This window comes from Streptomyces sp. NPDC050674, assembly GCF_040654575.1.
In the GTDB taxonomy this organism is placed as follows: Bacteria; Actinomycetota; Actinomycetes; order Streptomycetales; family Streptomycetaceae; genus Streptomyces.
In genome coordinates, this window is sequence record NZ_JBFAIG010000008.1 from 176,210 (window position 1) to 200,775 (window position 24,566).

At 70.4% G+C, this 24,566-nt stretch carries 23 protein-coding genes, 1 tRNA gene and 2 pseudogenes; 10 read left to right on the forward strand and 16 right to left on the reverse strand.

From position 1 onward, the window contains the following. The first annotated feature begins 42 nt into the window (after positions 1 to 42). Positions 43 to 1,926 carry a PQQ-binding-like beta-propeller repeat protein gene (locus AB0I06_RS15855; protein ID WP_363119365.1) on the forward strand — a complete coding sequence of 628 codons (1,884 nt, stop codon included), beginning with the start codon at positions 43 to 45 and terminating at the stop codon, positions 1,924 to 1,926. A 258-nt stretch (positions 1,927 to 2,184) separates the two neighbouring features. Further along, a complete protein-coding gene (locus tag AB0I06_RS15860) occupies positions 2,185 to 2,865 on the forward strand; it encodes a response regulator transcription factor (RefSeq protein ID WP_363119366.1) in 681 nt (226 codons plus the stop codon). Between the two features lie 339 nt (positions 2,866 to 3,204). Here AB0I06_RS15860 and AB0I06_RS15865 read toward each other — a convergent pair. The 3 genes and pseudogenes from AB0I06_RS15865 to AB0I06_RS15875 all read right to left on the reverse strand — a co-directional run. Beyond that, positions 3,205 to 3,390: pseudogene (locus AB0I06_RS15865) on the reverse strand (hypothetical protein); the annotation flags it as partial. Between the two features lie 4 nt (positions 3,391 to 3,394). Then, positions 3,395 to 4,141 carry a class I SAM-dependent methyltransferase gene (locus AB0I06_RS15870; RefSeq protein ID WP_363119367.1) on the reverse strand — a complete coding sequence of 249 codons (747 nt, stop codon included), beginning with the start codon at positions 4,139 to 4,141 and terminating at the stop codon, positions 3,395 to 3,397. Positions 4,142 to 4,190: 49 nt separating this feature from the next. Beyond that, positions 4,191 to 4,997, reverse strand: a complete 807-nt coding sequence (locus tag AB0I06_RS15875; RefSeq protein WP_363119368.1) for a helix-turn-helix domain-containing protein — start codon at positions 4,995 to 4,997, stop codon at positions 4,191 to 4,193. A 132-nt stretch (positions 4,998 to 5,129) separates the two neighbouring features. Between AB0I06_RS15875 and AB0I06_RS15880 the strand changes: the two are divergent. Further along, a pseudogene (locus AB0I06_RS15880) lies at positions 5,130 to 5,272 on the forward strand (transposase); the annotation flags it as partial. Positions 5,273 to 5,474: 202 nt separating this feature from the next. On the opposite strand, the gene AB0I06_RS15885 reads toward AB0I06_RS15880, so the two are convergent. Beyond that, entirely contained in the window at positions 5,475 to 5,792 is a 318-nt protein-coding gene (locus tag AB0I06_RS15885; protein WP_363119369.1) for a hypothetical protein, read from the reverse strand. A 21-nt stretch (positions 5,793 to 5,813) separates the two neighbouring features. Beyond that, entirely contained in the window at positions 5,814 to 7,493 is a 1,680-nt protein-coding gene (locus AB0I06_RS15890) for a sodium:solute symporter family protein (RefSeq protein ID WP_363119370.1), read from the reverse strand. Between the two features lie 164 nt (positions 7,494 to 7,657). Between AB0I06_RS15890 and galT the strand changes: the two genes are divergently transcribed. Genes galT through galK form a run of 3 tightly spaced genes read left to right on the forward strand, consistent with a single transcriptional unit; the run spans position 7,658 to position 10,838 of the window. Next, entirely contained in the window at positions 7,658 to 8,719 is a 1,062-nt protein-coding gene (gene galT, locus AB0I06_RS15895) for a galactose-1-phosphate uridylyltransferase (RefSeq protein ID WP_363119371.1), read from the forward strand. Next, entirely contained in the window at positions 8,716 to 9,684 is a 969-nt protein-coding gene (galE, locus tag AB0I06_RS15900) for a UDP-glucose 4-epimerase GalE (RefSeq protein WP_363119372.1), read from the forward strand. Before galT ends, galE begins: the two co-directional genes overlap by 4 nt. After that, positions 9,684 to 10,838, forward strand: a complete 1,155-nt coding sequence (gene galK / locus AB0I06_RS15905; RefSeq protein WP_363119373.1) for a galactokinase — start codon at positions 9,684 to 9,686, stop codon at positions 10,836 to 10,838. The genes galE and galK overlap by 1 nt, the downstream gene beginning before the upstream one ends. 55 nt (positions 10,839 to 10,893) lie before the next feature. Here the strand turns inward: galK and AB0I06_RS15910 are convergent, their stop codons facing one another. After that, a complete protein-coding gene (locus AB0I06_RS15910) occupies positions 10,894 to 11,352 on the reverse strand; it encodes a GNAT family N-acetyltransferase (protein WP_363119374.1) in 459 nt (152 codons plus the stop codon). Positions 11,353 to 11,615: 263 nt separating this feature from the next. On the opposite strand from AB0I06_RS15910, the gene AB0I06_RS15915 reads away from it, so the two are divergent. Further along, a complete protein-coding gene (locus AB0I06_RS15915) occupies positions 11,616 to 12,383 on the forward strand; it encodes a response regulator transcription factor (RefSeq protein WP_363119375.1) in 768 nt (255 codons plus the stop codon). Here AB0I06_RS15915 and tamR read toward each other — a convergent pair. Beyond that, positions 12,342 to 12,839, reverse strand: a complete 498-nt coding sequence (gene tamR / locus AB0I06_RS15920) for a MarR family transcriptional regulator TamR (protein ID WP_363119376.1) — start codon at positions 12,837 to 12,839, stop codon at positions 12,342 to 12,344. The two genes, AB0I06_RS15915 and tamR, sit on opposite strands and share 42 nt — an antisense overlap. A gap of 126 nt (positions 12,840 to 12,965) precedes the next feature. Between tamR and AB0I06_RS15925 the strand changes: the two genes are divergently transcribed. After that, positions 12,966 to 13,796, forward strand: a complete 831-nt coding sequence (locus AB0I06_RS15925) for a trans-aconitate 2-methyltransferase (protein WP_363119377.1) — start codon at positions 12,966 to 12,968, stop codon at positions 13,794 to 13,796. Continuing rightward, complete coding sequence (locus AB0I06_RS15930; protein ID WP_363119378.1) at positions 13,796 to 14,155, forward strand: VOC family protein; 360 nt, start codon at positions 13,796 to 13,798, stop codon at positions 14,153 to 14,155. The genes AB0I06_RS15925 and AB0I06_RS15930 overlap by 1 nt, the downstream gene beginning before the upstream one ends. Here AB0I06_RS15930 and AB0I06_RS15935 read toward each other — a convergent pair whose 3' ends face one another. Beyond that, on the reverse strand, positions 14,156 to 14,833 hold the full coding sequence (locus tag AB0I06_RS15935) for a TetR/AcrR family transcriptional regulator (protein ID WP_184847205.1): 678 nt from the start codon (positions 14,831 to 14,833) through the stop codon (positions 14,156 to 14,158). Continuing rightward, positions 14,830 to 15,849 (reverse strand): fatty acid desaturase, encoded by a 1,020-nt coding sequence (locus AB0I06_RS15940; RefSeq protein WP_363119379.1) that lies wholly within the window; start codon positions 15,847 to 15,849, stop codon positions 14,830 to 14,832. Before AB0I06_RS15940 ends, AB0I06_RS15935 begins: the two co-directional genes overlap by 4 nt. A gap of 288 nt (positions 15,850 to 16,137) precedes the next feature. On the opposite strand from AB0I06_RS15940, the gene ppc reads away from it, so the two are divergent. Beyond that, a complete protein-coding gene (gene ppc / locus AB0I06_RS15945) occupies positions 16,138 to 18,870 on the forward strand; it encodes a phosphoenolpyruvate carboxylase (RefSeq protein WP_363119380.1) in 2,733 nt (910 codons plus the stop codon). 64 nt (positions 18,871 to 18,934) lie between these two features. Here the strand turns inward: ppc and AB0I06_RS15950 are convergent, their stop codons facing one another. The 7 genes from AB0I06_RS15950 to AB0I06_RS15980 form a co-directional block, all read right to left on the reverse strand. Further along, complete coding sequence (locus AB0I06_RS15950; protein WP_363119476.1) at positions 18,935 to 19,648, reverse strand: LPXTG cell wall anchor domain-containing protein; 714 nt, start codon at positions 19,646 to 19,648, stop codon at positions 18,935 to 18,937. A 152-nt stretch (positions 19,649 to 19,800) separates the two neighbouring features. Beyond that, positions 19,801 to 20,304 (reverse strand): hypothetical protein, encoded by a 504-nt coding sequence (locus AB0I06_RS15955; protein WP_363119381.1) that lies wholly within the window; start codon positions 20,302 to 20,304, stop codon positions 19,801 to 19,803. 42 nt (positions 20,305 to 20,346) lie between these two features. Further along, positions 20,347 to 20,949, reverse strand: coding sequence for an aminoacyl-tRNA hydrolase (pth, locus tag AB0I06_RS15960; RefSeq protein WP_363119382.1), 603 nt, complete (start codon positions 20,947 to 20,949; stop codon positions 20,347 to 20,349). Between the two features lie 69 nt (positions 20,950 to 21,018). Then, positions 21,019 to 21,615 (reverse strand): 50S ribosomal protein L25/general stress protein Ctc, encoded by a 597-nt coding sequence (locus AB0I06_RS15965; protein ID WP_363119383.1) that lies wholly within the window; start codon positions 21,613 to 21,615, stop codon positions 21,019 to 21,021. Between the two features lie 168 nt (positions 21,616 to 21,783). After that, positions 21,784 to 22,764 carry a ribose-phosphate diphosphokinase gene (locus AB0I06_RS15970; RefSeq protein WP_363119384.1) on the reverse strand — a complete coding sequence of 327 codons (981 nt, stop codon included), beginning with the start codon at positions 22,762 to 22,764 and terminating at the stop codon, positions 21,784 to 21,786. 135 nt (positions 22,765 to 22,899) lie between these two features. Further along, the gene (gene glmU, locus AB0I06_RS15975; RefSeq protein WP_363119385.1) at positions 22,900 to 24,348 is read right to left on the reverse strand and encodes a bifunctional UDP-N-acetylglucosamine diphosphorylase/glucosamine-1-phosphate N-acetyltransferase GlmU; all 1,449 of its coding nucleotides are present in this window, start codon (positions 24,346 to 24,348) and stop codon (positions 22,900 to 22,902) included. 135 nt (positions 24,349 to 24,483) lie between these two features. Then, a tRNA-Gln gene (locus tag AB0I06_RS15980) sits at positions 24,484 to 24,556 on the reverse strand. Positions 24,557 to 24,566: the final 10 nt, after the last annotated feature.

Genomic DNA, 24,566 nt, shown 5'->3' on the forward strand with positions numbered 1-24,566 from the left:
ACTCCCTTCGTCGTCCGTCCCCTTCCCCGAGGTACCCACGCCATGACCCAGCCGCCGCCCCCGCCGCCCCAGCAGCCCCCGCAGGGGGGCGGCTTCGGCCCGCCCCAGGACCAGCCGCCGCAGACCCCGCCCCCGGCCGGGCCGAACCTGGGCAAGGCCCCGGAGCCGGGGTACGGCTACCCCCAGGCACCGTCCGCGCCGCAGACCCCTCCGCAGACCCCGCCGCCGGCCGCCCCGCAGACCCCGCCCCAGCCTCCGCAGGGGTACGGGTATCCGCAGGCGGCTCCGGCCCCCCAGGCTCCGCAGGGGCCGCCCGGCTACGGCTACCCCGGTCAGCAGCCTGGGCCGTTCGGGCAGCCGCAGCAGGCGCCGTACGGGCAGCAGCAGGCGCCTTACGGGCAGCCCGGTTACGCGCAGCAGCCCGGTTACGGCTATCCGCAGCAGCCCATGCCGCACCAGCCGCAGGCCGGACAGCCGGGCGGCGGCGGGAAGTTCGGCGCGCAGATGCTGATCATCGTCGCCGCGGTCGTGGCGATCGCCCTGATCATCTGCGGTGGCGTCTGGTACGCCTCCTCCGGCAAGGACGAGGGCAGGGAGAACGACACCGCCGGAACCAGCGCCGGCACCGGCGGCACGGACGACGGCAACGGCGGCACCGCCTCCGGCAAGGAGAAGGCGCCGTCCGACCCCGGCGCCAGGGTCCTCTTCCAGGTCCCGGCGCCCGAGGTGAAGAACGACAGCACGGTCGTCGTCTCCGGCTCGTGGCTCACCGACAAGGCGTACGTCAAGAGCGGCATCGCCCAGATCGTCGGCTACGACCGCGACAAGGGCAGCGAGTTGTGGAAGGTCCCGCTGTCCGGCCCGGTCTGCCAGGCCAGTCGCCATGTCACCGACGACAACCTGACGGCGGTCCTCTACCAGCCGGCGATGCCCACCAAGGCCGACCCCTCGCACGGGTGCAGCCAGATCGCGCTCATCGACCTCGACGCGGGCAAGAAGCTGTGGACGAAGACCGTCAAGACCGGTGACCAGCTGATCAACTTCGACAACATCACCCTCAGCGGGAAGACCGTCGCCGTCGGCAGCACCAGCGGCGGCGCCGCCTTCGACGTCTCCGGCAAGCTCCTGTGGAGCCCGAAGCCGGGCGACTCCTGCTACGACGCCGGGTACGGCGGCGGCGCGAAGCTGGTCGCGGTGCGCAAGTGCGGCTCGTACGACCAGCGGCAGCTGCACATCCAGACCATCGACCCGAAGGCCGGGAAGGTGATCTCGGAGTACAAGATGACCGAGGGCATCGAGTACGCGAGCATCGTGTCGACCGACCCGCTGGTCGTGGCCGCCGACGTCGGCGACTCAGCGGGCGACGGCAGCGGCATCTCCGACTTCTTCTCCATCGACGGCAAGACCGGCAAGCTGCGCACCCGCATCTCCGCGCCGGGCGAGCAGTTCGCGGCCCGCTGCGAGGGCATCACCCGCGTCGAGGCCTGCAACCTGCTGGCCGTGGGCAACGACCGGCTGTACCTGCCGACCGAGGAGCACGACGGCACCGGCAAGTACAGCGAGACCAACGAGATCGTCGCCTTCGACCTCGCCACCGGCAAGCAGACCGGGCAGCGGGCCGACGCCGGCGACGGCTACACGATCTCGCCGCTGCGCATGGACGGCGGCAACCTGATCGCGTACAAGCGTCCGCCGTACGACAAGGGCGGGCAGGTCGTGAGCATCGCCGGGGGCAGCTTCAAGGAGACGAAGCTGCTGGAGAACCCCGCGACGAGGACGGTCCGCGACGTGGAGACCGGCATGTCGCCGGAGTACTCCGAGTTCCTGTTCGCCGACGGGCACCTCTACATGTCCAAGGTGTACGCGAGCAAGCGGTCGGCGGTGCGGGACAAGGAGTACCTCGCGGTCGGCTTCGGCACGGGCTGACGAACTCCGACCGGGCTCTGACCGAGTACCGACCGGTTCGTGACCGACTGGTGGCTGCTGTGGCCCCGTCCCTGTTCAGGGGCGGGGCCATCGCTGTTCGGCGCGGTCAACCTGGAGGGAGAGGACTTTCGGTGATCCGGGGCGATTCTCGCCGGTAGGGGGAGCGCAACGTCGAACAAGCGTGTAGCTTCCGGGGGCATGAAGGCGGGGGAGCCGGGGGGCTTCCATGGGGGGCTGGGGTGACTGGGGGGTTGCTCGATGGGAGTACGGCTCATGGTGGTCGACGACCACCGATTGCTGGCCGAGGCGCTGGCTTCGGCGCTGAAGCTGCGGGGGCACCGGGTGCTGGCCGCGGCGGCGCCGGCCGCGGGGGCGGCGGAGCTGGTGATCACGCGGGCGCCTGAGGTGTGCCTGCTGGGGACGGCGGCGCCGGCCGAGCCGGGCATCTTCGACCCGGTGGTGAGGATCAAACGGGAGCGGCCGCAGGTGGCGGTGCTGGTGCTCGGACCGGTGCCGAGTCCCCGGGGCATCGCGGCGGCGTTCGCGGCGGGGGCGTCGGGATACGTCCGGCACGACGAGCGCATAGAGGGTGTCGAGCGGGCGATCATGAAGGCCCGGGCGGGGGAGGCGGCGGTGGCGCCGCAGCTGTTGCAGGGTGCGTTCAGTGAGTTGCTCAACCCGGCGGCCCAACCGGACGACGAGGGCCAGCGGTTGCTCCAGATGCTCACACCGCGGGAGGTGGAGGTGCTGGTCCGGGTCGCCGACGGCGAGGACACCCGTCTGATCGCGGCGGGCATGGGCATCGCCCCGTCGACGGCCCGTACGCACGTCCAGCGGGTGCTGATGAAACTGGGCGTGGGATCCCGGCTGGAAGCGGCGGCGCTGGCGGCGCGGACGGGGTTGCTGGACCGGGCGGGGCCGGTGCGGCGGGACCCGTGACCTCCACGATGCGCGCCCGTCTCGTGTGGCGCCGGGTGGGGGTGCGCGTCGTCGCGTGACGCCGGGCGGTGGGTCGGGGCCGCGCCGGGGGGTGTCCGTCCTCGGAACGGCGCGATGGGGTGCCATACCGACTGACTGTCCGTCGACGCGCCAACCGCTGCGGGCGGACACCCCCCGACACGGCCCCTTCTCGCCGTACGCGGGTGCGGCCCGCGTCGCGTGCGCACGGCGGCGCCCCCGCTGCGGGCGCCCGTCCCGCCCTGGCTGCTAGGAGTTGTCCGGTCGGTCATGTACTGGCCTGCGGTTCAGCGTCAGCGTCCCGTCCGCGGCCGGGGCCCGTCACACCAGGGCGGGTCCCGGCGCGTGGGTGGGCTGCTCCTCCTCCGTCGGCGGCTCGACCGTCAAGTGCGGCAGACGGCGGTCCAGCCAGGCGGGCAACCACCAGTTGGCGCGTCCGCACAGGTGCATGACCGCCGGGACGACCACCGTCCGCAGCACGAAGGCGTCCAGCGCCACGGCCGTCGCGCGGTCAGCACGGCTCCTCACCCGTCGGGGCCGACTCCTTCACGACACGGAACAGCGTGACGGCGAACCACGGCCCGCCGTACCAGTACCCGGGCCCGAGCGGGCGCAGCGTGCCCTGTCCGAGGTGCGCTGTGTAGTCCTTGAGCGCCCACCACAAGTCCGCGAGGACCAGCTGCCCGCCGGGGCGCAGCACCCGCATCGCCTCGTCCACGGCACTGCGGCGCGCCTCGCGCGAGGGGATGTTGTGGATGGCCATCGCGCTCGTCACTACGTCGAAGGACGCGTCCTCGAACGGCAGCTCGGTCATGTCGGCCGTGTGCACCTCGACCCTGCCGGCCACCCCGGCCGCCGCGCCGTTGGCCAGGGTGGCCTCGGGGCTGTTGCCGCTCTGGTCGCCGGTCCACAGGTCGACGCCGTGGGCACGTCCCTTCGGCAGCCGCGTCGCTGCCTCGATCAGCACCATGCCGCGACCGCAGCCGAGGTCGAGCAGCTGCTCGCCGCCCTTCAGGCCGATCCGGTCCAGCTCCCGCTCCCAGAAGCGGAGTTTGCCGCGCAGCGTGGTGTGCAGGTACACCCCGGTGGACGCGAGCACCGCCGCGCCGATGGCGGCCGTGGCTCGTCCACGTCGACTCGGCCGCCACCGGGTGGCGGCGAGGCAGCAGGCGACGCCAACGGCACCGGTCAGGGCGGGGAACGCCGGAGCGTCGACACCGTAGCGGGGGCGGGGGAGAAGATCGTGTGGGTTCGACATACGCGCAGCATCACCAGTGCGGCGGCCGGTGTCTTGAAGAATTGTTCCGTCAGTCGCTCCAGGCCACGTCGTCGACCTCCAGCCAGGGGTCACCCACCACGGTCCCCGGGGTCGCCCCGGTCCGCGCCACGATGTCGCGGTGCAGGTGGGACTGGTCGGCGTAGCCGCTCTCCGCCGCGACCAGAGCGGCGGGTTCACCGGCGGTCAGACGGTGCACGGCGTGGTCGAACCGGACCAGATTCGCGGCGCGCTTGGGCGGCAGACCGATCTGCGCCTGGAACCGGGCCCACAGGCGCTTCCGGCTCCAGCCGACCTCAGTCGCCAGGCCCTCGACCTTCACCACACCCTGACTCGCGACGATCCGCCGCCACGCCCACCCCACCTCGGCGTCCACAGCCGGCCCCTCGGCGATCCGCCGGGCCAGCAGCGCGTCCGTCAGCGCGAAGCGCTGCTCCCAGGTGGAGGCGTTGTCCAGCCCCTCCCGGATCCGCGAGGCCTCCCGACCCCACAGCTCCTCCAGCCCGAACACGGCCCCGTCCAACTCGGCGGGCGAAACCCCCAGCGCCGCACGCACGACCAGCGGTGACAGCCTCACCTGCACACCCTCGTAACTCCCACCCCGCACCCGCACCGCGCCGGACGCCCCGGCCCCGAGCCCGGCAACGATGCTTCCCCGCAACTGCCACCCACCGTCCTGTTCCACGAACGGCATCCCCGAACCGAACTCCAGCGCCAGACTCACCGCGGGCTGCGGAATCACCCTCAGATCGATCGGCACCACCCCCCGGTCCCGAAAGCCGGCCAGCTGGACCCCAGGCAGTTGCAGCGGCCGCTCCGGAAGAGCGACCTCCCACATGTCCGTACCGTCACGTTCCCCCGCGCCGGATCGCATACGTCCATGCTAGGTGCGGCTAGGAGTTGTCCGGTCGATTATGTGACCGTTCCCTGCCTGGGCCGTTGAGGTCTCACGGATGCCGAGTGGGAACGGTTGCGCCGTTCCTGCCGGTAAGCAACGGCCGTTGCGGCAGGTGGCGGGATCACCGGCAGGTGATCGACGGGATTCTGCACCGGGTGCGGACCGGCGTGCAGTGGCGTGACCTGCCCGAACGGTTCGGGCCGTGGAAGACGGTCTAGGAACGGCACCGGCTGTGGTCGGCCGATGGAACCTGGGCCTAGCCGCCCCCGCTGCGGGCATGCGTGCCGCTGGGGGAGGGTGGGCGCAGCGGCACCCCGCTGCGCCTGGACGCGGACCCAGCCGGCCTCGGCACCGGCGTCGGGTGCCCCGCGCCCCAGGGGTGGGCACCCACCCGGCCCCGGCATCGACGCGCGGGGGCTATTCCACCCGGTCGTCGTCCTCCGGCTCGACCCCGGGAGGGGCCGGGGCCACGGGCCTCAGCTTCAGCCACACCAGGAAGAACACGCCCAGCAGCAGCATCCCCAACCCGGTCCACAGGTTGATGTTCACTCCCTCCGCCTTGTCGATGTCCGCGTCGGACGCGGTGAACCCCGCGATCGTGACGATCACGCCGTAGACCACGAACAGCCCGCCGATGATCCGCCGGATGTCGAACAGCCGCGCGGCGGTGGCCGACTTGCCCTGCAGTTCGGTGATCTCCCGTTGCAGGTCCTTCTCGGAGTGGAACTCAGACATGCTCGATCAATCCTTCGTCGGTCAGAACGAGAACGGGATGTAGCAGGCCGCGGCCAGGACGACCGCGCCCCAGCCCAGCAGCGCCGGCTTGCGGTACCAGGCCTCGTCCCCCGGCGCCGGCGGCTCCGCCATGCCGGGCGAGCGCGTGCCGTAGACCAGTCCCTGCAACTCCTCGGCCGGCTTGGGTGCCGTGAACAGCGACACCGCCACCATGACCACCGCCCCGGCGACGAAGCCCGCGATCGCCGAGACGAAGTTGGCTCCCTGGTCGGAGGGGATGTCGATGATGTCCCGCTTGTAGAGGACGAAGTAGTTGATCATCGCCGCGGTGGTGCCCGCGAGCAGCCCCCAGAAGCCCGACTTCATCGACGCCCGCTTCCAGAACATGCCGATGATGAAGACGACGAACATCGGCACGTTGAAGAAGGAGAACAGCGTCTGGAGGTAGGCCATGATGTTGGAGAAGGACCGGGCCAGGAACGCCGTGCCGATGGAGGCCAGGACGCCGATCGCGGTGATGATCCGGCCGAAGCGCACGTAGTACTCGTCCTCGCGGTCCTTGACGACGTACTTCGCCCAGATGTCCGTCGTGAACACGGTGTTGAAGGACGACACGTTCGCCGCCATGCCCGCCATGAACGCCGCGAGCAGACCGGTGACGGCGATGCCCAGCACACCGTTGGGCAGCAGCTGCTCCATCAGGTAGGGGATCGCGTCGTTGTACTGGAGGTCGGAGCCGGGCGTGCCGATCTTCGGCACCAGCACCGCTGCGACCAGGCCCGGGATCATCACCAGGAACACGATGAAGATCTTCGGGAACGCGGCGATCAGCGGGGTGCGCTGGGCCGCCGAGAGGTTCTTCGCGGACAGCGCGCGCTGCACCTCCGCGAAGTTGGTCGTCCAGTAGCCGAAGGAGAGCACGAAGCCGAGGCCCAGGACGATCGTCAGCCAGTTCGCGCCGAGCGGGTTGGCGCTGCCGATGCCGGTGCCGCCCCAGGACGTCATGAAGTCGGCGCCGTGAGCCTTCGTCAGCGAGTCGGACAGGCCGTCCCAGCCGCCGACCTTCTTCAGCCCGAGGGCGGTGATGGGGATGAGGGCCGCCAGGATCACGAAGAACTGGAGGACCTCGTTGTAGATCGCCGAGGACAGGCCGCCGAGGGTGATGTAGGCGAGGACGAAGAAGCCGGCGACGACGATCGCCACCCACTCCGGCCAGCCCAGCAGCGCCTCGACGACGATGGCCAGGGCGTAGAGGTTGACCCCCGCGATGAGGATGGCGGCGAAGGCGAACAGCACCGAGCTGAGCAGGTGCGCCGCCTTGTCGAAGCGCAGCAGCAGGAACTCGGGCACCGAACGGACCTTGGAGCCGTAGTAGAAGGGCATCATCACCAGGCCGAGGAAGACCATGGCCGGGATGGCGCCGATCCAGTACCAGTGCGTGGTGTAGACGCCGTACTGGGCGCTGTTGGCGGCCATGCCCAGGATCTCGGTGGCACCCAGGTTGGCCGCGATGAACGCGAGACCGGTGACCCAGGCGGGCAGGGAACGGCCGGAGAGGAAGAAGTCGAGACTGGTCTTCACCGAGCGCCGGGCGGCGAAGCCGATGCCGAGGACGACGAGGAAGTAGAGGCCGAGGATCGTGTAGTCGAGCCAGTTGGTGGGGAGTCGCAGCTCGGCCGACAGATATGTGGGGGTTTGCATGAGCCCTCGCTTAGTTGCGCGAACCGATACCTCGCGGGAGCTTCTTCTCCGCGTTCAGCAATTGAACCCGGTCGTTGATGCACTTTGTTTGATTGTGATGTTGACGCTTGTGGTGAGTTGTGTTTTGATATGTTGGGTTCTGTTTGAAGGACAAGGAGTCCGGCGTGAAGAAGACCTCGACCCGGCTGGCCGACGGTCGCGAGCTCATCTACTACGACCTGCGTGACGACAGCGTGCGGGACGCGGCCGACCGCCGGCCGCTGGACCGCACCGTCACCACGTCCGAGATCCGCCGCGACCCCCTCCTCGGCGACTCCGTCGCCATCGCCTCCCACCGCCAGGGCCGCACCTACCACCCCCCGGCCGACGAGTGCCCCCTGTGCCCCTCCGAGGGCGACAGGCTCAGCGAGATCCCCGACTCCGCCTACGACGTCGTCGTCTTCGAGAACCGCTTCCCCTCGCTCGCCGGTGACTCGGGCCGCTGCGAGGTCGTCTGCTTCACCTCCGACCACAACGCGTCCTTCGCCGACCTCACCGAGGAGCAGGCCGGCCTGGTGCTGGAGGCGTGGACGGACCGCACCTCGGAGCTGTCCCACCTCCCGTCCGTCGAGCAGGTGTTCTGCTTCGAGAACCGGGGCGCCGAGATCGGCGTGACCCTCGGGCATCCGCACGGCCAGATCTACGCCTATCCCTTCACCACCCCCCGCACGGCGCTGATGCTCCGCTCGGCCGCGACCCACAAGGAGATGACCGGCGGGGAGAACCTCTTCGACGCCGTCCTGGAGCGCGAACTCGCCGACGAGCGGGTCGTCCTGGAAGGGGAACACTGGGTGGCCTTCGTGCCGTACGCGGCGCACTGGCCCTACGAGGTACACCTCTACCCCAAGCGCCGCGTCCCCGACCTGCTCGCCCTCGACGAGGACGCGCGCACAGAATTCCCCAAGGTCTACCTGGAACTCTTGAGGCGCTTCGACCGGATCTTCGGAGAGGGTGAACCCCCCACGCCCTACATCGCGGCCTGGCACCAGGCCCCGTTCGGCTCCCTGGAGGAGTTCGACGGCGTCGTGCGCGAGGACTTCGCGCTCCACCTCGAGCTTTTCACCATCCGCCGCACTTCCGGCAAGCTGAAGTTCCTCGCGGGTTCCGAGTCCGGCATGAACGTGTTCATCAACGACGTGCCGCCGGAGCGCGCGGCCGAGCGACTGCGAGAGGTAGCGAGTTCATGAGCGGGAAGTACCTGGTGACGGGCGGCGCGGGATACGTCGGCAGCGTGGTCGCGCAGCACCTGCTGGAGGCCGGTCACGAGGTCGTCGTCCTCGACAACCTCTCCACGGGCTTCCGCGAGGGCGTCCCCGCCGGCGCGGCGTTCGTCGAGGGCGACATCCGCGACGCCGCCAAATGGCTGGACTCCTCCTTCGACGGCGTCCTGCACTTCGCCGCGTCCTCGCAGGTCGGCGAGTCGGTCGTGAAGCCGGAGAAGTACTGGGACAACAACGTCGGCGGCACCATGGCGCTGCTGGCCGCGATGCGCGAGGCGGGCGTCCGCACGCTGGTCTTCTCCTCGACCGCCGCCACGTACGGCGAGCCGGAGCAGGTCCCGATCGTGGAGTCGGCGCCCACGTCCCCGACCAACCCCTACGGCGCCTCGAAACTCGCGGTCGACCACATGATCACGGGCGAGGCGGCGGCCCACGGCCTGGGCGCGGTCTCGCTGCGCTACTTCAACGTCGCGGGCGCGTACGGCGCGTACGGCGAGCGCCACGACCCCGAGTCCCACCTGATCCCGCTGGTCCTCCAGGTCGCGCAGGGCAGGCGCGAGGCGATCTCGGTCTTCGGCGACGACTACCCGACACCGGACGGCACCTGCGTGCGCGACTACATCCACGTCGCGGACCTGGCCGAGGCCCACCTGCTGGCGCTGCGGGCCGCCGCCCCCGGCGAGCACCTGATCTGCAACCTCGGCAACGGCAACGGCTTCTCGGTCCGCGAGGTCATCGAAACGGTCCGTACGGTGACGGGCCACCCGATCCCGGAAGTGGTCGCCCCGCGCCGCGGCGGCGACCCGGCGGTCCTGGTGGCCTCGGCCGACACGGCCCGCGAGAAGCTGGGCTGGAACCCGTCCCGCGCGGACCTCGCGGGGATCGTCGCGGACGCGTGGGACTTCGCGCAGAACATCGCAAGGGAGCAGTAGTGGGCGCACAACAGGTGCGGGACGGTTTCGAGGAGCTCTACGGAGCCGCCCCCGAGGGTGTCTGGGCGGCCCCGGGCCGCGTCAACCTCATCGGTGAGCACACCGACTACAACGACGGCTTCGTGATGCCCTTCGCGCTGCCGCACACCGCCGTGGCGGCCGTCTCCCGGCGCACGGACGGCGTGCTGCGCCTGCACTCGGCGGACGTCGAGGGCGGCGTCGTCGAGCTGCGCGTCGACGAGCTGGAGCCGGAGGCGGACCGGAACTGGACGGCGTACCCGTCGGGTGTGGTGTGGGCGCTGCGCGAGGCCGGCCACCCGGTCACCGGCGCCGACATCCACCTCGCCTCGACGGTCCCCTCCGGCGCGGGCCTGTCGTCGTCGGCGGCGCTGGAGGTCGTGGTCGCGCTGGCCCTCAACGACCTGTACGAACTGGGCCTGAAGGGCTGGCAGCTGGCCCGCCTGTGCCAGCGCGCGGAGAACGTCTACGTCGGTGCCCCGGTCGGCATCATGGACCAGACGGCGTCGGCCTGCTGCGAGGCCGGACACGCCCTGTTCCTCGACACGCGCGACCTGTCCCAGCGCCAGATCCCCTTCGACCTGGCGGCCGAGGGCATGCGTCTGCTGGTCGTCGACACGCAGGTCAAGCACTCCCACAGCGAGGGCGAGTACGGCAAGCGCCGCGCGGGCTGCGAGAAGGGCGCGGCCCTGCTGGGCGTCGACGCCCTGCGGGACGTCCCCTCCTCCGACCTGGACGCGGCGCTGGCCCGCCTGGGCGACGAGGAGGAGGTCCGCCGTCTGGTGCGCCACATCGTCACGGAGAACGCGCGCGTGGAGCGTGTGGTCTCCCTGCTGGAGTCCGGCCGGACCCGCGCGATCGGCCCCGTCCTCGTCGAGGGACACGCCTCCCTCCGCGACGACTTCCGCATCTCCTGCCCGGAACTGGACCTGGTCGTCGACACGGCCCTGGCCAACGGCGCCCTGGGCGCCCGCATGACGGGCGGCGGCTTCGGCGGCTCGGCGATCGTCCTCGCGGAGGAGGCGGACGTGGACACCATCACCAAGGCGGTCACGGAGGCCTTCGCGGCGGCGGACTTCACGGCCCCCCGCGTCTTCGAAGCGGTCCCGTCGGCGGGGGCCGGCCGGCTGCGCTGACCGACCACGACGGCGGCGCCCCCGCTCCGGCGGGGGCGCCGCCGCCGTCGTCCCGTCAGACCAGCTTCTTCGTCAGCATGTACTCCGTGATCCCCGGCGGGTAGTCCGGCACCACGCACACCACCTCGTACCCCTGCTTCTCGTAGAACCGCGGGGCCTGGAAGTCCCAGGTCTCCAGGCGGGCCGAGCGGCAGCCCCGGGACGTGGTGGCGAGGTGTTCCGCCTGTGCGAGCAGGTGCGCCCCCAGACCCCTGCCGCGATGGCGTTCGTCGACCCAGAGGTAGGTCACGTGGAGCCAGGTCGCCCAGGTGTGGCCGACCAGGCCGCCGGCGAGGTTCTCGTCCTCGTCGTTCACAGCCCACACATGCAAGGGGACGTCCTTTTCGTCCGGAGTTCCCCGCAGGGCGCGCAGGACGGGAGAGGCGGCTGTGTTCGTGTCCCGCAGCCTGGTGCGGAGCAGATCACGTCGGGCCTTGTCGACTTCTGTCTCAAGACGGAACATGCGGCACACCATAAACGCGTCGGACAGTCAGTTCTGCAAATAACCTTCCGCTCCGGGCCCCCGTCCGTACCCTGATGAACAGCGCCGGTGGGGGCCGGTGCCCGTTCAGGGGGCGAAACAGCCGGGTACGACGCCCGGGGTGGGGGTAGCGGTTACTGCACGGCGGCGGCCGTGCGGCTGCGCGGATCCGGACACTCCGGCGTCGTACCTGTGCGGTGTCATCCTCCGGTGCTGGGGTATCCCCTGCTCTTCAAGAGCTCGGGTAAGGGGGTTTCGTGGTTCGCATCCGAGTCCTGGTCGTCGACGACCATCGCATCTTCGCCGAGTCACTCGCGGCGGCCCTGGCCGCCGAGCCCGATGTCGAGGTCTCCGCGGCCGGCAGCGGTCCGGCCGCGCTGCGCAGCCTGGAGCGCGCGGTCGCCGAGGGACGGCGGTTCGACGTGCTGCTGGTGGACGCCGATCTGGGCGGCAAGGTGCCGGGCGCCCGCCCGGCCGTACCCGTGCAGGAGGGCAACGAGGACGGACTCGTCGACGGGATCTCCCTCGTCACGGGAGTGCGCGCCGCGCAGCCGAACGTACGGATCGTGGTGCTCGCCGCGAAGGACGATCCGCGGCGGGCGGCGCTCGCCCTTCAGGCCGGTGCCTGCGGCTGGGTCGCCAAGGACTGCTCGCTGTCCCGGCTGCTCACGGTCATCCGGGGCGTGCTGCGGGAGGAGACCCATCTGCCGCCCGCCCTGCTGACCGGCGTGCTCAAGGAGCTCACCGCCGCCCGCAAGCACCGCACGGAGAGCGAGCGGCTCGTCGAGTCCCTCACTCCGCGTGAGCGGGAAGTGCTGCGGTGCATGGTCGCGGGGCTGGGGCGCAAGGCCGTGGCCGAGCGCCTGTATCTGTCACCGCACACCGTGCGGACGCACATGCAGAACGTCCTGGGCAAACTCGGCGTGCATTCCACGCTCGCCGCCGTCGCCCTCGCCCGGCGGGCCGGGGTCGGTCCCGTCGACCTAGCCGGGGATGTTGTCGAACGGGGCGGTCAGCTGGCGTAGCAGCGCCGCGAGCTCACCGCGCTGGGCCCGGGAGAGCTCCGCGAGGATGGCGCGCTCCTGGTCCAGCAGACCCGCCAGGGCCTGGTCCGCGCGGTCCCGGCCCTCCTCCGTCAGCCGGACCAGGACGCCCCGGCGGTCACTGGGGTCCGGAAGGCGTTCCACCAGGTCCTTCTTGGCCAGGCGGTCGATGCGGTTGGTCATCGTGCCCGAGGTGACCAGGGTCTGGGTGAGGAGCTGCCCCGGCGAGAGCTGGTACGGCGTGCCCGCGCGGCGCAGGGCCGTCAGGACGTCGAACTCCCACGGCTCCAGGCCGTGCTCCGAGAACGCCAGCCGTCGCGCCCGGTCCAGATGCCGGGCCAGCCTGCTGACGCGGCTGAGCACCTCGAGCGGTTCCACGTCGAGGTCCGGGCGCTCCCGGCGCCACGCTGCGACCAGCCGATCGACCTCGTCCTCCATGACGATCAGTGTAGTGGTTGTGTCGACGTAGAGTCTCTTGATGTCCAGTATCTTGACATCGAGAAAGTTCAGCGATCACGCTGGGTGCGTGCCCTTTCAGGCCACGACCAGGACACAGGAGGACCCATGTCCGCAGCCGCCCCCACCTGGGACCCCGCTCAGTACCTCCGGCACGCCGACCACCGCGCCCGCCCGTTCACCGACCTCCTCGCCCGCGTCCCCGACCCGCCCACGCGACCGTCCGCGGGCCGCCCCCGCATCGCCGACCTCGGCTGCGGACCCGGCAACGTCACCACGCTGCTCGCCGCCCGCTGGCCCACCGCCCGCATCACCGGCTACGACAACTCGCCCGAGATGCTCGACAAGGCCCACGTCGATCACGAGGGTCCGACCGCCGGCGGCGGGCGGCTGGACTTCGCGCACGCCGACGTACGGACGTGGACGCCCGACGAGCCGTACGACCTGATCGTCAGCAACGCCACGCTCCAGTGGGTGCCCGGGCACGTCGAGCGGTTCGCCGACTGGGTGGCCGGGCTGGAACCCGGCGGAACCCTCGCCTTCCAGGTGCCGGGCAACTTCGACGCCCCGAGCCACCGGCTCATGCGCGAACTCGCGGCGTCACCGCGCTGGCGCGGCCGGCTCGCCGGCACCCTGCGCCACGCCGACGCCGTCCTGACCCCCGAGGCCTACCTGGAGCGGCTGACGTCCCTCGGCTGCGCTGCCGAGGTGTGGGAGACGACGTACATCCACCTGCTCCAGGGGAGCGACCCGGTGCTCGACTGGGTGAAGGGGACCGGCCTGCGACCGGTGCTGACCGCGCTCGCCGACGAGCCGGAGGCGCGGGAGGCCTTCGTCGCCGAGTACCGGGCGGCGCTGCGCGAGGCCTATCCGGCCGGGCCGCACGGCACGCCGTTCCCGTTCCGCCGCGTGTTCGCCGTGGCCCGGAAGGAGGGCTGATGATCACCGCCCTCGACCACGTCCAGCTCGCCGCCCCGCCCGGCAGCGAGGAGCGGCTGCGGGCCTACTACGTCGGCGTCCTCGGCATGACCGAGATCCCGAAGCCGCCCGAGCTCGCCCGGCGGGGCGGCTGCTGGTTCCGGGCCGGGGCGGTGCGGCTGCACTTCGGGATCGAGGAGGACTTCCGGGCGGCGCGCAAGGCCCACCCGGGGCTGCGGGTGACGGGCATCGACGGCTGCGCCGCCCGGCTGGAGGCGGGCGGCGCGAGCGTGGTGTGGGACTCCGCCCTGCCCGGCCACCGGCGGTTCTACACCCAGGACCCGGTCGGCAACCGCCTGGAGTTCCTCGAACCGGCCTAGCTAGGCCTTGCGGCGCCCTATCAGGTGCGGCTTGGCCTCTATGCCGTCCAGGCCGTGCCACGCCAGGTTCACCAGATGCGCGGCCACCTCGGCCTTCTTCGGCCGGCGCACGTCCAGCCACCACTGGCCGGTCAGAGCCACCATGCCGACCAGGGCCTGGGCGTACAGCGGGGCCAGCTTGGGGTCGAAGCCGCGGCTCTTGAACTCGCGGCCCAGGATGTCCTCCACCTGCGTGGCGATGTCCGAGATCAGCGAGGCGAACGAGCCCGTCGACTGCGGGATGGGGGAGTCACGGACCAGGATGCGGAATCCGTCCGTGTACTCCTCGATGTAGTCCAGCAGGGCGAACGCCGCCTGTTCGCACAGTTCGCGAGGGTGACCGGCCGTGAGCGAGCTGGTCACCATGTCCAGCAGGCGCCGCATCTCCCGGTCCACCACGACCGCGTACAGCCCTTCCTTGCCGCCGAAGTGCTCGTACACCACCGGCTTGGAGACCCCGGCCTTCGCCGCGATCTCCTCCACCGAGGTGCCCTCGAACCCCTTGGCCGCGAAGAGCGTACGGCCGATCTCCAGGAGCTGCTGGCGGCGCTCGGCACCGGTCATCCGGGTGCGACGCACTCGCCGCGGCTTGTCATTGCTGGGGGTGCTGCTCGAGTCGGTCGCCACAGCGACCATCATGCCGCCTCGGCGGGTTCCTTCCCTCGCGGGGAGCCGCCTTCCCCGGTGTGACGGCGCGAATCGATACGCGAGCGTGACGGCCAGCGCACGTCGTAGGCCCAGCCCGCCATCTCGAACCAGCGGATCAGCCGGGCGGAGGAGTCCAGCTGCCCGCGCATCACACCGTGCCGCGCCGAGGTCGGGTCGGCATGGTGCAGGTTGTGCCAGGACTCGCCGCAGGACAGCACCGCCAGCCACCACACGTTGCCCGAGCGGTCACGCGACTTGAAGGGGCGCTTGCCGACCGCGTGGCAGATCGAGTTGATCGACCAGGTCACGTGGTGCAGCAGGGCCACCCGGACGAGCGAACCCCAGAAGAACCCGGTGAAGGCGCCCCACCAGGACATCGTCACCAGACCGCCGATCAGCGGCGGCAGCCCCAGCGACACCACCGTCCACAGGACGAACTGACGGGAGATGTTGCGGAGCGTCTTGTCCTTGATCAGATCCGGGGCGTACTTCTCCTGAGACGTCTGCTCCTCGTCGAACATCCATCCGATGTGCGCCCACCACAGGCCCTTCATCAGGGCCGGAAGGGTCTCGCCGAACCGCCACGGCGAATGCGGGTCGCCCTCGGCGTCGGAGAACCTGTGGTGCTTGCGGTGATCGGCCACCCAGCGCACCAGCGGTCCCTCGACCGCCATGGACCCCGCGATGGCCAGAGCGATCTTCAGCGGCCGCTTGGCCTTGAAGGAACCGTGCGTGAAGTGGCGGTGGAACCCGATCGTGATGCCGTGGCACCCGAGGTAGTAGAAGAACACCAGCAGGCCCAGGTCCAGCCAGCTCACCCCCCAGCCCCACGCCAGCGGCACCGCCGCCAGCAGCGCGAGGAACGGAACGATGATGAACAGGAGGAGGGCGATCTGCTCGATGGACCGCTTCTTCTCGCCGCCCAGCGTCGCGGAGTCCGCTGCGGCGTCGGTGTGCTGACCGGGTGCCTTCGGGGCTTCCTCGATCACATCGGAACTACTGGTCATACGCGTCCCCTGGGGGGTATGTGGTTGGAGAGGGAGTCGCCGGGCCACCGGAACCGCGCTTCCTACGGTTCCGTAACCTACGGCATCGTAAGTATGGCAGTGCGTCGCCCGGCGGCAAGAGCCCACCACTCTGCGCGTCCGGCCGACACCTATCCTTGTGTCGGTCGGACAGCGCGGTCCGCTCTGATTTCTTTCCGGACGACCGGACCGTAAGCGGCGCCCCGCCGCGCGAGACGCCGTCCGGGTTCCCCTCCCAGACGAGCTTCAACACTGCAAGGAGCCGCACCTGTGAGCAGTGCCGACGACCAGACCACCACGACGAGCAGCGAGCTGCGCGCCGACATCCGCCGGCTGGGCGACCTCCTCGGCGAGACCCTCGTCCGCCAAGAGGGCCCCGAGCTGCTGGAACTCGTCGAGAAGGTCCGCCGCCTCACCCGCGAGGACGGCGAGGCCGCCGCCGAGCTGCTGCGCGGCACCGAACTCGACACCGCGGCCAAGCTGGTCCGCGCCTTCTCCACCTACTTCCACCTGGCCAACGTCACCGAGCAGGTCCACCGCGGCCGCGAACTGCGCGCCCGCCGCGCCGCCGAGGGCGGACTCCTCGCCCGTACCGCCGACCGGCTCAAGGACGCCGACCCCGAGCACCTGCGCGAGACGGTCGCCAACCTCAACGTCCGCCCCGTCTTCACGGCCCACCCCACCGAGGCCGCACGCCGCTCCGTCCTCAACAAGCTCCGGCGCATCGCCGCACTCCTGGAGACCCCGGTCATCGAGTCCGACCGGCGCCGCCTGGACACCCGCCTGGCCGAGAACATCGACCTCGTCTGGCAGACCGACGAACTGCGTGTCGTACGCCCCGAGCCCGCCGACGAGGCCCGCAACGCCATCTACTACCTGGACGAACTGCACGCCGGCGCCGTCGGCGACGTCCTGGAGGACCTCACCGCCGAACTGGAGCGCGCCGGGGTCAAGCTCCCCGACGACACCCGCCCCCTGACCTTCGGCACCTGGATCGGCGGCGACCGCGACGGCAACCCCAACGTCACCCCCCAGGTCACCTGGGACGTCCTGATCCTCCAGCACGAGCACGGCATCAACGACGCCCTGGAGACCATCGACGAGCTCCGCGGCTTCCTGTCCAACTCCATCCGCTACGCCGGCGCCACCGAGGAACTGCTGACCTCCCTCCAGGCCGACCTGGAGAACCTCCCCGAGATCAGCCCCCGCTACAAGCGCCTCAACGCCGAGGAGCCCTACCGGCTCAAGGCCACCTGCATCCGGCAGAAGCTGGAGAACACCAAGAAGCGCCTCGCCGACGGCACCTCCCACGTGGCCGGACGCGACTACCTCGGCACCGGCGAACTCCTCGACGACCTGCGGATCATCCAGCGCTCCCTGCGCGAGCACCGCGGCGGTCTCTTCGCCGACGGCCGCCTCGCCCGCACCATCCGCACCCTGGCCGCCTTCGGCCTCCAGCTCGCCACCATGGACGTCCGCGAACACGCCGACGCCCACCACCACGCCCTCGGCCAGCTCTTCGACCGGCTCGGCGAGGAATCCTGGCGCTACGCCGACATGCCCCGCGACTACCGCGCCAAGCTCCTCGCCAAGGAGCTCAGGTCCCGCAGGCCGCTCGCCCCCACCCCGGCGCCCGTCGACGCGCCCGGCCAGAAGACCCTCGGCGTCTTCGGCACCGTCAAGCGCGCGCTGGAGGTCTTCGGACCCGAGGTCATCGAGTCCTACATCATCTCCATGTGCCAGGGCGCCGACGACGTCTTCGCCGCCGCCGTCCTCGCCCGCGAAGCCGGCCTGATCGACCTGCACGCCGGCTGGGCCAAGATCGGCATCGTGCCGCTGCTGGAGACCACCGACGAGCTCAAGGCCGCCGACACCATCCTGGAGGACATGCTCTCCGACCCGTCCTACCGGCGCCTGGTCGCGCTGAGAGGCGACGTCCAGGAGGTCATGCTCGGCTACTCCGACTCCTCCAAGTTCGGCGGCATCACCACCAGCCAGTGGGAGATCCACCGCGCCCAGCGCCGCCTGCGCGACGTCGCCCACCGCTACGGCGTCCGCCTGCGCCTCTTCCACGGCCGCGGCGGCACCGTCGGACGCGGCGGCGGCCCCACCCACGACGCCATCCTCGCCCAGCCCTGGGGCACCCTCGAAGGCGAGATCAAGGTCACCGAGCAGGGCGAGGTCATCTCCGACAAGTACCTCATCCCCTCCCTGGCCCGCGAGAACCTGGAACTGACGGTCGCCGCCACCCTCCAGGCCTCCGCCCTGCACACCGCACCCCGCCAGTCCGACGAGGCCCTCGCCCGCTGGGACGCCGCGATGGACGTCGTCTCCGACGCCGCCCACGCCGCCTACCGGCGCCTCGTCGAGGACCCCGACCTGCCGACGTACTTCCTCGCGTCGACACCGGTCGACCAGCTCGCCGACCTGCACCTGGGCTCCCGGCCCTCCCGCCGCCCCGGCTCCGGCGTCTCGCTCGACGGCCTGCGCGCCATCCCGTGGGTCTTCGGCTGGACCCAGTCCCGGCAGATCGTCCCCGGCTGGTTCGGCGTCGGCTCCGGCCTGAAGGCCCTGCGTGAAGCCGGCCTGGACACCGTCCTCGACGAGATGTACGGCCAGTGGCACTTCTTCAGGAACTTCATCTCCAACGTCGAGATGACCCTGGCCAAGACCGACCTGCGCATCGCCCAGCACTACGTCGACACCCTCGTCCCCGACGAGCTCAAGCACGTCTTCGACACCATCAAGGCCGAGCACGAACTGACCGTGCGCGAGGTGCTGCGCGTGACCGGCGAAGAGGAACTCCTCGACGCCGCGCCCGTCCTGAAGCAGACCTTCGCCATCCGCGACGCCTACCTCGACCCCATCTCCTACCTCCAGGTCGCCCTGCTCAAGCGGCAGCGCGACGCGGTCGCCGCCGCCGAGCAGCCCGACCCGCTCCTCGCCCGCGCCCTCCTGCTCACCGTCAACGGCGTGGCCGCCGGCCTGCGCAACACCGGCTGACCCACCCCGGACACCACCGTGCCCCCGAACCCGCACAGGGCTCGGGGGCACGGACCGTTCCACGTCAGCCGCGGCTCGTCCTGCGCCGCCGCACCACCAGGAACCCGCCGGAGGCCAGCAGCACCGCCGCCACACCCGACAGCAGACCCACCGGCGCCCCGTTACCCGTCTCGGCGAGGTCACCGCCCGGACCGCCCTGCGGCGACGGCGACGAGGACACCGGGCCACCGCCACCCGCCGACGAACCCGGCGACGGCGACGCACCCGGATCACCGGGCTCACCCGACGGCCCCTGCGACCCACCCGGCGAAGGCGACGCGGAGGCCGACCCGGACGGCGACCCCGACGGCGTCGTACCGCCGGGCTCCTGCTCGTCCTCACACTCCGACCAGAACACCTTGTGCTTGGCGGAACCCTTCTCGCCCTCGAAGTTCCAGAACAGCTTGTAGTGCCCGTCCGGCAGCGACAGGTCCTCGCTGCGCCCATGGCCCTGCGTGTCCAGCGCCAGCGCACCGGACTTCACCGTCTCCCCCTTGTTCTCACTCGGCGGGACGGCCTCGATGCGCCAGTCGACCTCCTGGCCGCCGTCGAAACCGAAGGCGTCCAGGTAGAAGGCGCACACATGAGGCTCGTTACGGCGCAACTCCTCACCCGTGGAGGCGTCATGGATCTTCACCGTGCCGTTGTCACCGGGCGGGGTGGCGTGGGCGGCCGGAGCGAGCACGTAAGCCGCGGAAGCGGCGACACACACAGCGCCGAAGCGCGAGAGGTTGCGCAGGGAGAGGGTTCGCATCGAGAGGCAGTCCATCTTCGAGAAGTGACCGGGAAGATGTGGAGGGGGCGGCTCAGCTTCCAGCCTGGCCCGAACGCCCGTCAATCACGAACAGACAACGCTTGTTCCTCCACAACTGTGGAGAACGCCGGAACCCCTCAGACGGTCACGAAAGCGGCCGTCAGCAACGCCACCCCCGCCAGCGCCAGCACCCACGCCGCCCGGGTCCGCACCAGCCCGCCCGCCACCACCACCGACGCCAGCAACAGCGCACCACCCAGCGGAACCCACGCGTACAGGACCCCCGCCGGACCCGAACGCACCGCCTCGTCACTGCCGGGCTTCATCACCACGGTGTAGGTCCGGCCGCTCTCCACCGCGACCGAATGCTCCAGCACCACCCGCGACCGCGGCTGCGACCCCTGCGACAACGGCGTGTACCGGCCCGTACACACCTCATCACCACACCGCGACACCTCGACCGTGCCCCGCTCCCGGCCCTTGGTCAGCATCACGTGCTGCGCCGTCCCCCACGACGCCCACACACCCGCCACGAGAATCAGCACCGCGACCGTCCCCATCGCGGCGAACCGCCCGAACCGCAACAGGGCGGCCGGGGCCTGAGATGAGGAGGCGGCACGGGCGGGCATGGCCGGGATCATTGGCCATGCCTGAACGGCCCGTCAACCTCGCGGGGCGACAAGTCAGGAGTTGTACGTGCTTTGCGCCCGCTCCAGCCCCTCGACCACCAACGACTCCACCGCGTCCGCCGCCCGGTCCACGAAGTAGTCCAGCTCCTTGCGCTCCGCCGACGAGAAGTCCTTCAGCACGAAATCCGCCACCGGCATCCGCCCCGGCGGCCGGCCGATCCCGAACCGCACCCGGTGATACTCCGCACCGAACGCCTTCGTCATCGACTTCAGACCGTTGTGCCCGTTGTCCCCGCCACCCAGCTTCAGCCGCAGCGTCCCGTAGTCGATGTCCAACTCGTCGTGCACCGCCACCACATGACCCACCGGGACCTTGTAGAAATCCCGCAGCGCGTTCACCGGACCGCCCGACAGATTCATGTACGACATCGGCTTCGCCAGGATCACCCGCCGGTTCAACGGCCCAGGCGGCCCGATCCGGCCCTCCACGACCTGCGCCTGCGCCCGGCCCGCCCGCTTGAACCGCCCCCCGATCCGGTCCGCCAGCAGATCGGCCACCATGAAACCCACGTTGTGCCGGTTCCCGGCATACTCCGGACCCGGATTCCCCAGCCCCACGATCAACCAGGGAGCGGCGGCATCGGTCGTCACGTCCATGTCTCCTTCATACGCGTCGGCCGCTGCCCCGCACGGGAACAGCGGCCGACGAAACGACTACGCGGAGGATCAGGCCTCGGCGGCCTCTTCCTCAGCGGCCTCCTCGCCCTCCGGGGCCTCCTCGGCCTGCGCGGCCAGAACCTGGAGGACCACGGCGTCCTCCTCGACGGCCAGCTTGACGCCCTTGGGCAGCTCGATGTCCTTGGCCAGGACCGAGGCACCGGCCTCCAGACCCTCCACGGACACCGACACGGACTCGGGGATGTGCGTGGCCTCGGCCTCGACCGGAAGCGCGTTCAGCACGTGCTCCAGCAGGTTGCCACCCGGAGCCAGCTCACCCTCGGCCTGCACCGGGATCTCCACCGTGACCGTCTCGCCACGCTGGACCAGCTGAAGGTCCACGTGCTCCAGGAAGCCCTTCAGCGGGTCACGCTGCACCGACTTCGGGATCGCCAGCTCGTTCGTCTTGCCGTCGATGTCCAGCGCGATCAGCACGTTCGGCGTACGCAGCGCCAGCAGCAGCGCGTGACCCGGCAGCGTCAGGTGGATCGGGTCCGAACCGTGCCCGTACAGAACGCCGGGAACCTTGTCCTCACGACGGATACGGCGCGCGGCACCCTTGCCGAACTCGGTACGCGTGGCGACGGAGATCTTCACCTCGGACATAACACTCACTCCTCGAATCAGAAACGGACGTGGTCACCCGGCCACGAACGGCCTGCTACGAAGAGCGCGTCGATAACGGACCACCGCCCCGTGAAAACGGAAACGGCCTCCCTCGCCGAGCAACTTCGGCAGTCTACTCGGAGAGGGAGGCCGCACCCAAAAGGATCTCTACTGCTCGTCGAACAGGCTCGTCACCGAACCGTCCTCGAACACCTCACGCACCGCACTCGCGATCGTCGGAGCGATCGACAGCACCGAGATCTTGTCCAGATCCCCGCTCAGCTCACCCGGCGTCGGCAGCGTGTTCGTGAACACGAACTCACTCACCCGCGAGTTCTTCAGCCGGTCCGCCGCCGGACCCGACAGCACACCGTGCGTCGCCGTCACGATCACGTCCTCCGCACCGTGCGCGAACAGCGCGTCCGCCGCGGCACAGATCGTCCCACCGGTGTCGATCATGTCGTCCACCAGCACGCACACGCGACCCTCCACCTCACCCACGACCTCGTGGACGGTGACCTGGTTCGCCACATCCTTGTCACGCCGCTTGTGCACGATCGCCAGCGGCGCGCCCAGCCGGTCGCACCAGCGGTCCGCGACCCGCACCCGGCCCGCGTCCGGCGACACCACCGTCAGCTTCTTCCGGTCCACCTTCCGGCCCACGTAGTCCGCCAGCAGCGGCAGCGCGAACAGGTGATCCACCGGACCGTCGAAGAAGCCCTGGATCTGGTCCGTGTGCAGATCCACGGTCAGGATCCGGTCCGCACCCGCGGTCTTCATCATGTCCGCGATCAGACGCGCCGAGATCGGTTCACGCCCACGGTGCTTCTTGTCCTGCCGCGCGTAACCGTAGAACGGCACGATGACCGTGATGGAGCGGGCCGACGCGCGCTTCAGCGCGTCGATCATGATCAACTGCTCCATGATCCACTTGTTGATCGGAGCCGTGTGGCTCTGGATCAGGAAACAGTCGGCACCACGCGCCGAATCCTGATAACGCACATAGATCTCACCATTGGCGAAGTCGAAGGCCTTCGTCGGGACGACCCCGACACCCAGCTGTTGGGCGACCTCCTCCGCAAGCTCGGGGTGGGCGCGGCCGGAGAAGAACATCAACTTCTTCTCGCCGGTCGTCTTGATCCCGGTCACAGCACTGTCTCCTCAGAGGTTTCGCAGCTGGGTGTCGAGAGACCTCGCAGCCGGCTTGCCGGAGGCCGTCTCAGCTGGTGGGGGTGCGGGTGTGCACTTATCACCGTACGCCGTGTTTGAGGCATCGGTTTCCGGTCAGCCCTCGCCGGCCGACTCCCGGGAAGCCGCCTCCGCCGCCTTCGCGGCCGCGCTCCCCGGACGCTTACGAGCCACCCAACCCTCGATATTCCGCTGCTGACCACGGGCCACGGCCAGCGAACCCGCCGGCACATCCTTCGTGATCACAGAGCCCGCGGCGGTGTACGCGCCGTCCCCCACCGTGACAGGCGCCACAAACATGTTGTCCGAGCCCGTCCGGCAGTGCGAACCGATGGTCGTGTGGTGCTTCTCCTGGCCGTCGTAGTTTACGAACACGCTCGCGGCACCGATGTTCGTCTGCTCACCGATCGTCGCGTCGCCGACGTACGACAGATGAGGCACCTTCGTCCCCTCACCGATGGAGGCGTTCTTCGTCTCCACGTACGTCCCGATCTTGCCCTTCGCACCCAGCCGGGTCCCCGGACGCAGATACGCGTACGGCCCCACCGTCGCGTCCGCGCCGACCTCGGCCCCCGCGGCCACCGTGTTGTCGACCCGCGCCCGCGCACCCACCCGGGTGTCCGTCAGCCGCGAGTTGGGCCCGACCTCCGCGCCCTCGGCCAGATGCGTCGTGCCGTGCAGCTGCGTGCCCGGGTGGACGACGGCGTCCTGCTCGAAGGTCACGGTCACATCGATCCAGGTCGTGGCCGGATCGATCACGGTCACGCCGGCCAGCATGGCCTCGGTGAGAAGCCGGTCGTTCAGGATCCGGCGGGCCTCGGAGAGCTGCACACGGTTGTTGATCCCGGCGATCTCACGGTGGTCGCCCGCGACGGAGGCCCCCACCCGGTGCCCGGCCTCGCGCAGGATCCCGAGCACGTCCGTCAGGTACTCCTCACCCTGACTGTTGTCCGTCCGCACCTTCTTCAGCGCGTCGGCCAGCAGCTGCCCGTCGAACGCGAACACACCCGAGTTGATCTCCCGGATCGACCGCTGGGCGTCGGTGGCGTCCTTGTGCTCGACGATGGCGGTGACGGCACCGGTGGCGTCGTCCCGCACGATCCGCCCGTAGCCCGTCGCGTCCGGCACCTCGGCGGTCAGCACGGTGACCGCGTTGCCGTCGGCGGAGTGCGTCGCGGCGAGGGCCCGGAGCGTGGCGCCGGTCAGCAGGGGGGTGTCCCCGCACACGACCACGACGGTCCCGTCGACCGACCCGCCCAGTTCCTCAAGGCCCATCCGTACGGCGTGCCCGGTGCCGTTCTGCTCGGCCTGCACGGCGGTACGGACGTCGGGGGCGATCTCGCCGAGGTGTGCGGTGACCTTCTCCCGCGCGTGGCCGACCACGACGACCAGGTGCTCGGGGTTCAGCTCGCCGGCGGCGGCGAGCACATGCCCGACGAGGCTGCGACCGCAGAGCTCGTGCAGGACCTTGGGTGTGGCCGACTTCATACGGGTGCCCTCACCCGCTGCGAGAACGACGACGGCTGCCGGGCGGTTGGCGCTCACGGGATGCCCTTCGGCTGTGGATGGGGTGGGGTGACATCCGCAGGATACCGGGGGGTTTTGTGGGGGGTATGGGTGCGGGTCCTGACCCTTGGGATTGTGGGTCAGGACCCGAACTGAGGTGGTGGGTTCTGTGGGCTCCCCCGCAAGGATTCGAACCTTGTCCTGCTGGTACCAAAAACCAGTGTGCTGCCAGTTACACCACGGGGGACAGCGCCTCA

What these genes read in the sequence shown, in the direction of transcription:
- AB0I06_RS15855 (WP_363119365.1), top strand. Translation starts at nt 43, where the DNA reads ATGACCCAGCCGCCGCCCCCGCCGCCCCAGCAGCCCCCGCAGGGGGGC.
- AB0I06_RS15860 (WP_363119366.1), top strand. Translation starts at nt 2,185, where the DNA reads ATGGGAGTACGGCTCATGGTGGTCGACGACCACCGATTGCTGGCCGAG.
- AB0I06_RS15870 (WP_363119367.1), bottom strand. Translation starts at nt 4,141, where the DNA reads ATGTCGAACCCACACGATCTTCTCCCCCGCCCCCGCTACGGTGTCGAC.
- AB0I06_RS15875 (WP_363119368.1), bottom strand. Translation starts at nt 4,997, where the DNA reads ATGTGGGAGGTCGCTCTTCCGGAGCGGCCGCTGCAACTGCCTGGGGTC.
- AB0I06_RS15885 (WP_363119369.1), bottom strand. Translation starts at nt 5,792, where the DNA reads ATGTCTGAGTTCCACTCCGAGAAGGACCTGCAACGGGAGATCACCGAA.
- AB0I06_RS15890 (WP_363119370.1), bottom strand. Translation starts at nt 7,493, where the DNA reads ATGCAAACCCCCACATATCTGTCGGCCGAGCTGCGACTCCCCACCAAC.
- galE (WP_363119372.1), top strand. Translation starts at nt 8,716, where the DNA reads ATGAGCGGGAAGTACCTGGTGACGGGCGGCGCGGGATACGTCGGCAGC.
- AB0I06_RS15910 (WP_363119374.1), bottom strand. Translation starts at nt 11,352, where the DNA reads ATGGTGTGCCGCATGTTCCGTCTTGAGACAGAAGTCGACAAGGCCCGA.
- tamR (WP_363119376.1), bottom strand. Translation starts at nt 12,839, where the DNA reads ATGGAGGACGAGGTCGATCGGCTGGTCGCAGCGTGGCGCCGGGAGCGC.
- AB0I06_RS15925 (WP_363119377.1), top strand. Translation starts at nt 12,966, where the DNA reads ATGTCCGCAGCCGCCCCCACCTGGGACCCCGCTCAGTACCTCCGGCAC.
- AB0I06_RS15930 (WP_363119378.1), top strand. Translation starts at nt 13,796, where the DNA reads ATGATCACCGCCCTCGACCACGTCCAGCTCGCCGCCCCGCCCGGCAGC.
- AB0I06_RS15935 (WP_184847205.1), bottom strand. Translation starts at nt 14,833, where the DNA reads ATGATGGTCGCTGTGGCGACCGACTCGAGCAGCACCCCCAGCAATGAC.
- AB0I06_RS15940 (WP_363119379.1), bottom strand. Translation starts at nt 15,849, where the DNA reads ATGACCAGTAGTTCCGATGTGATCGAGGAAGCCCCGAAGGCACCCGGT.
- AB0I06_RS15955 (WP_363119381.1), bottom strand. Translation starts at nt 20,304, where the DNA reads ATGATCCCGGCCATGCCCGCCCGTGCCGCCTCCTCATCTCAGGCCCCG.
- pth (WP_363119382.1), bottom strand. Translation starts at nt 20,949, where the DNA reads ATGGACGTGACGACCGATGCCGCCGCTCCCTGGTTGATCGTGGGGCTG.
- AB0I06_RS15965 (WP_363119383.1), bottom strand. Translation starts at nt 21,615, where the DNA reads ATGTCCGAGGTGAAGATCTCCGTCGCCACGCGTACCGAGTTCGGCAAG.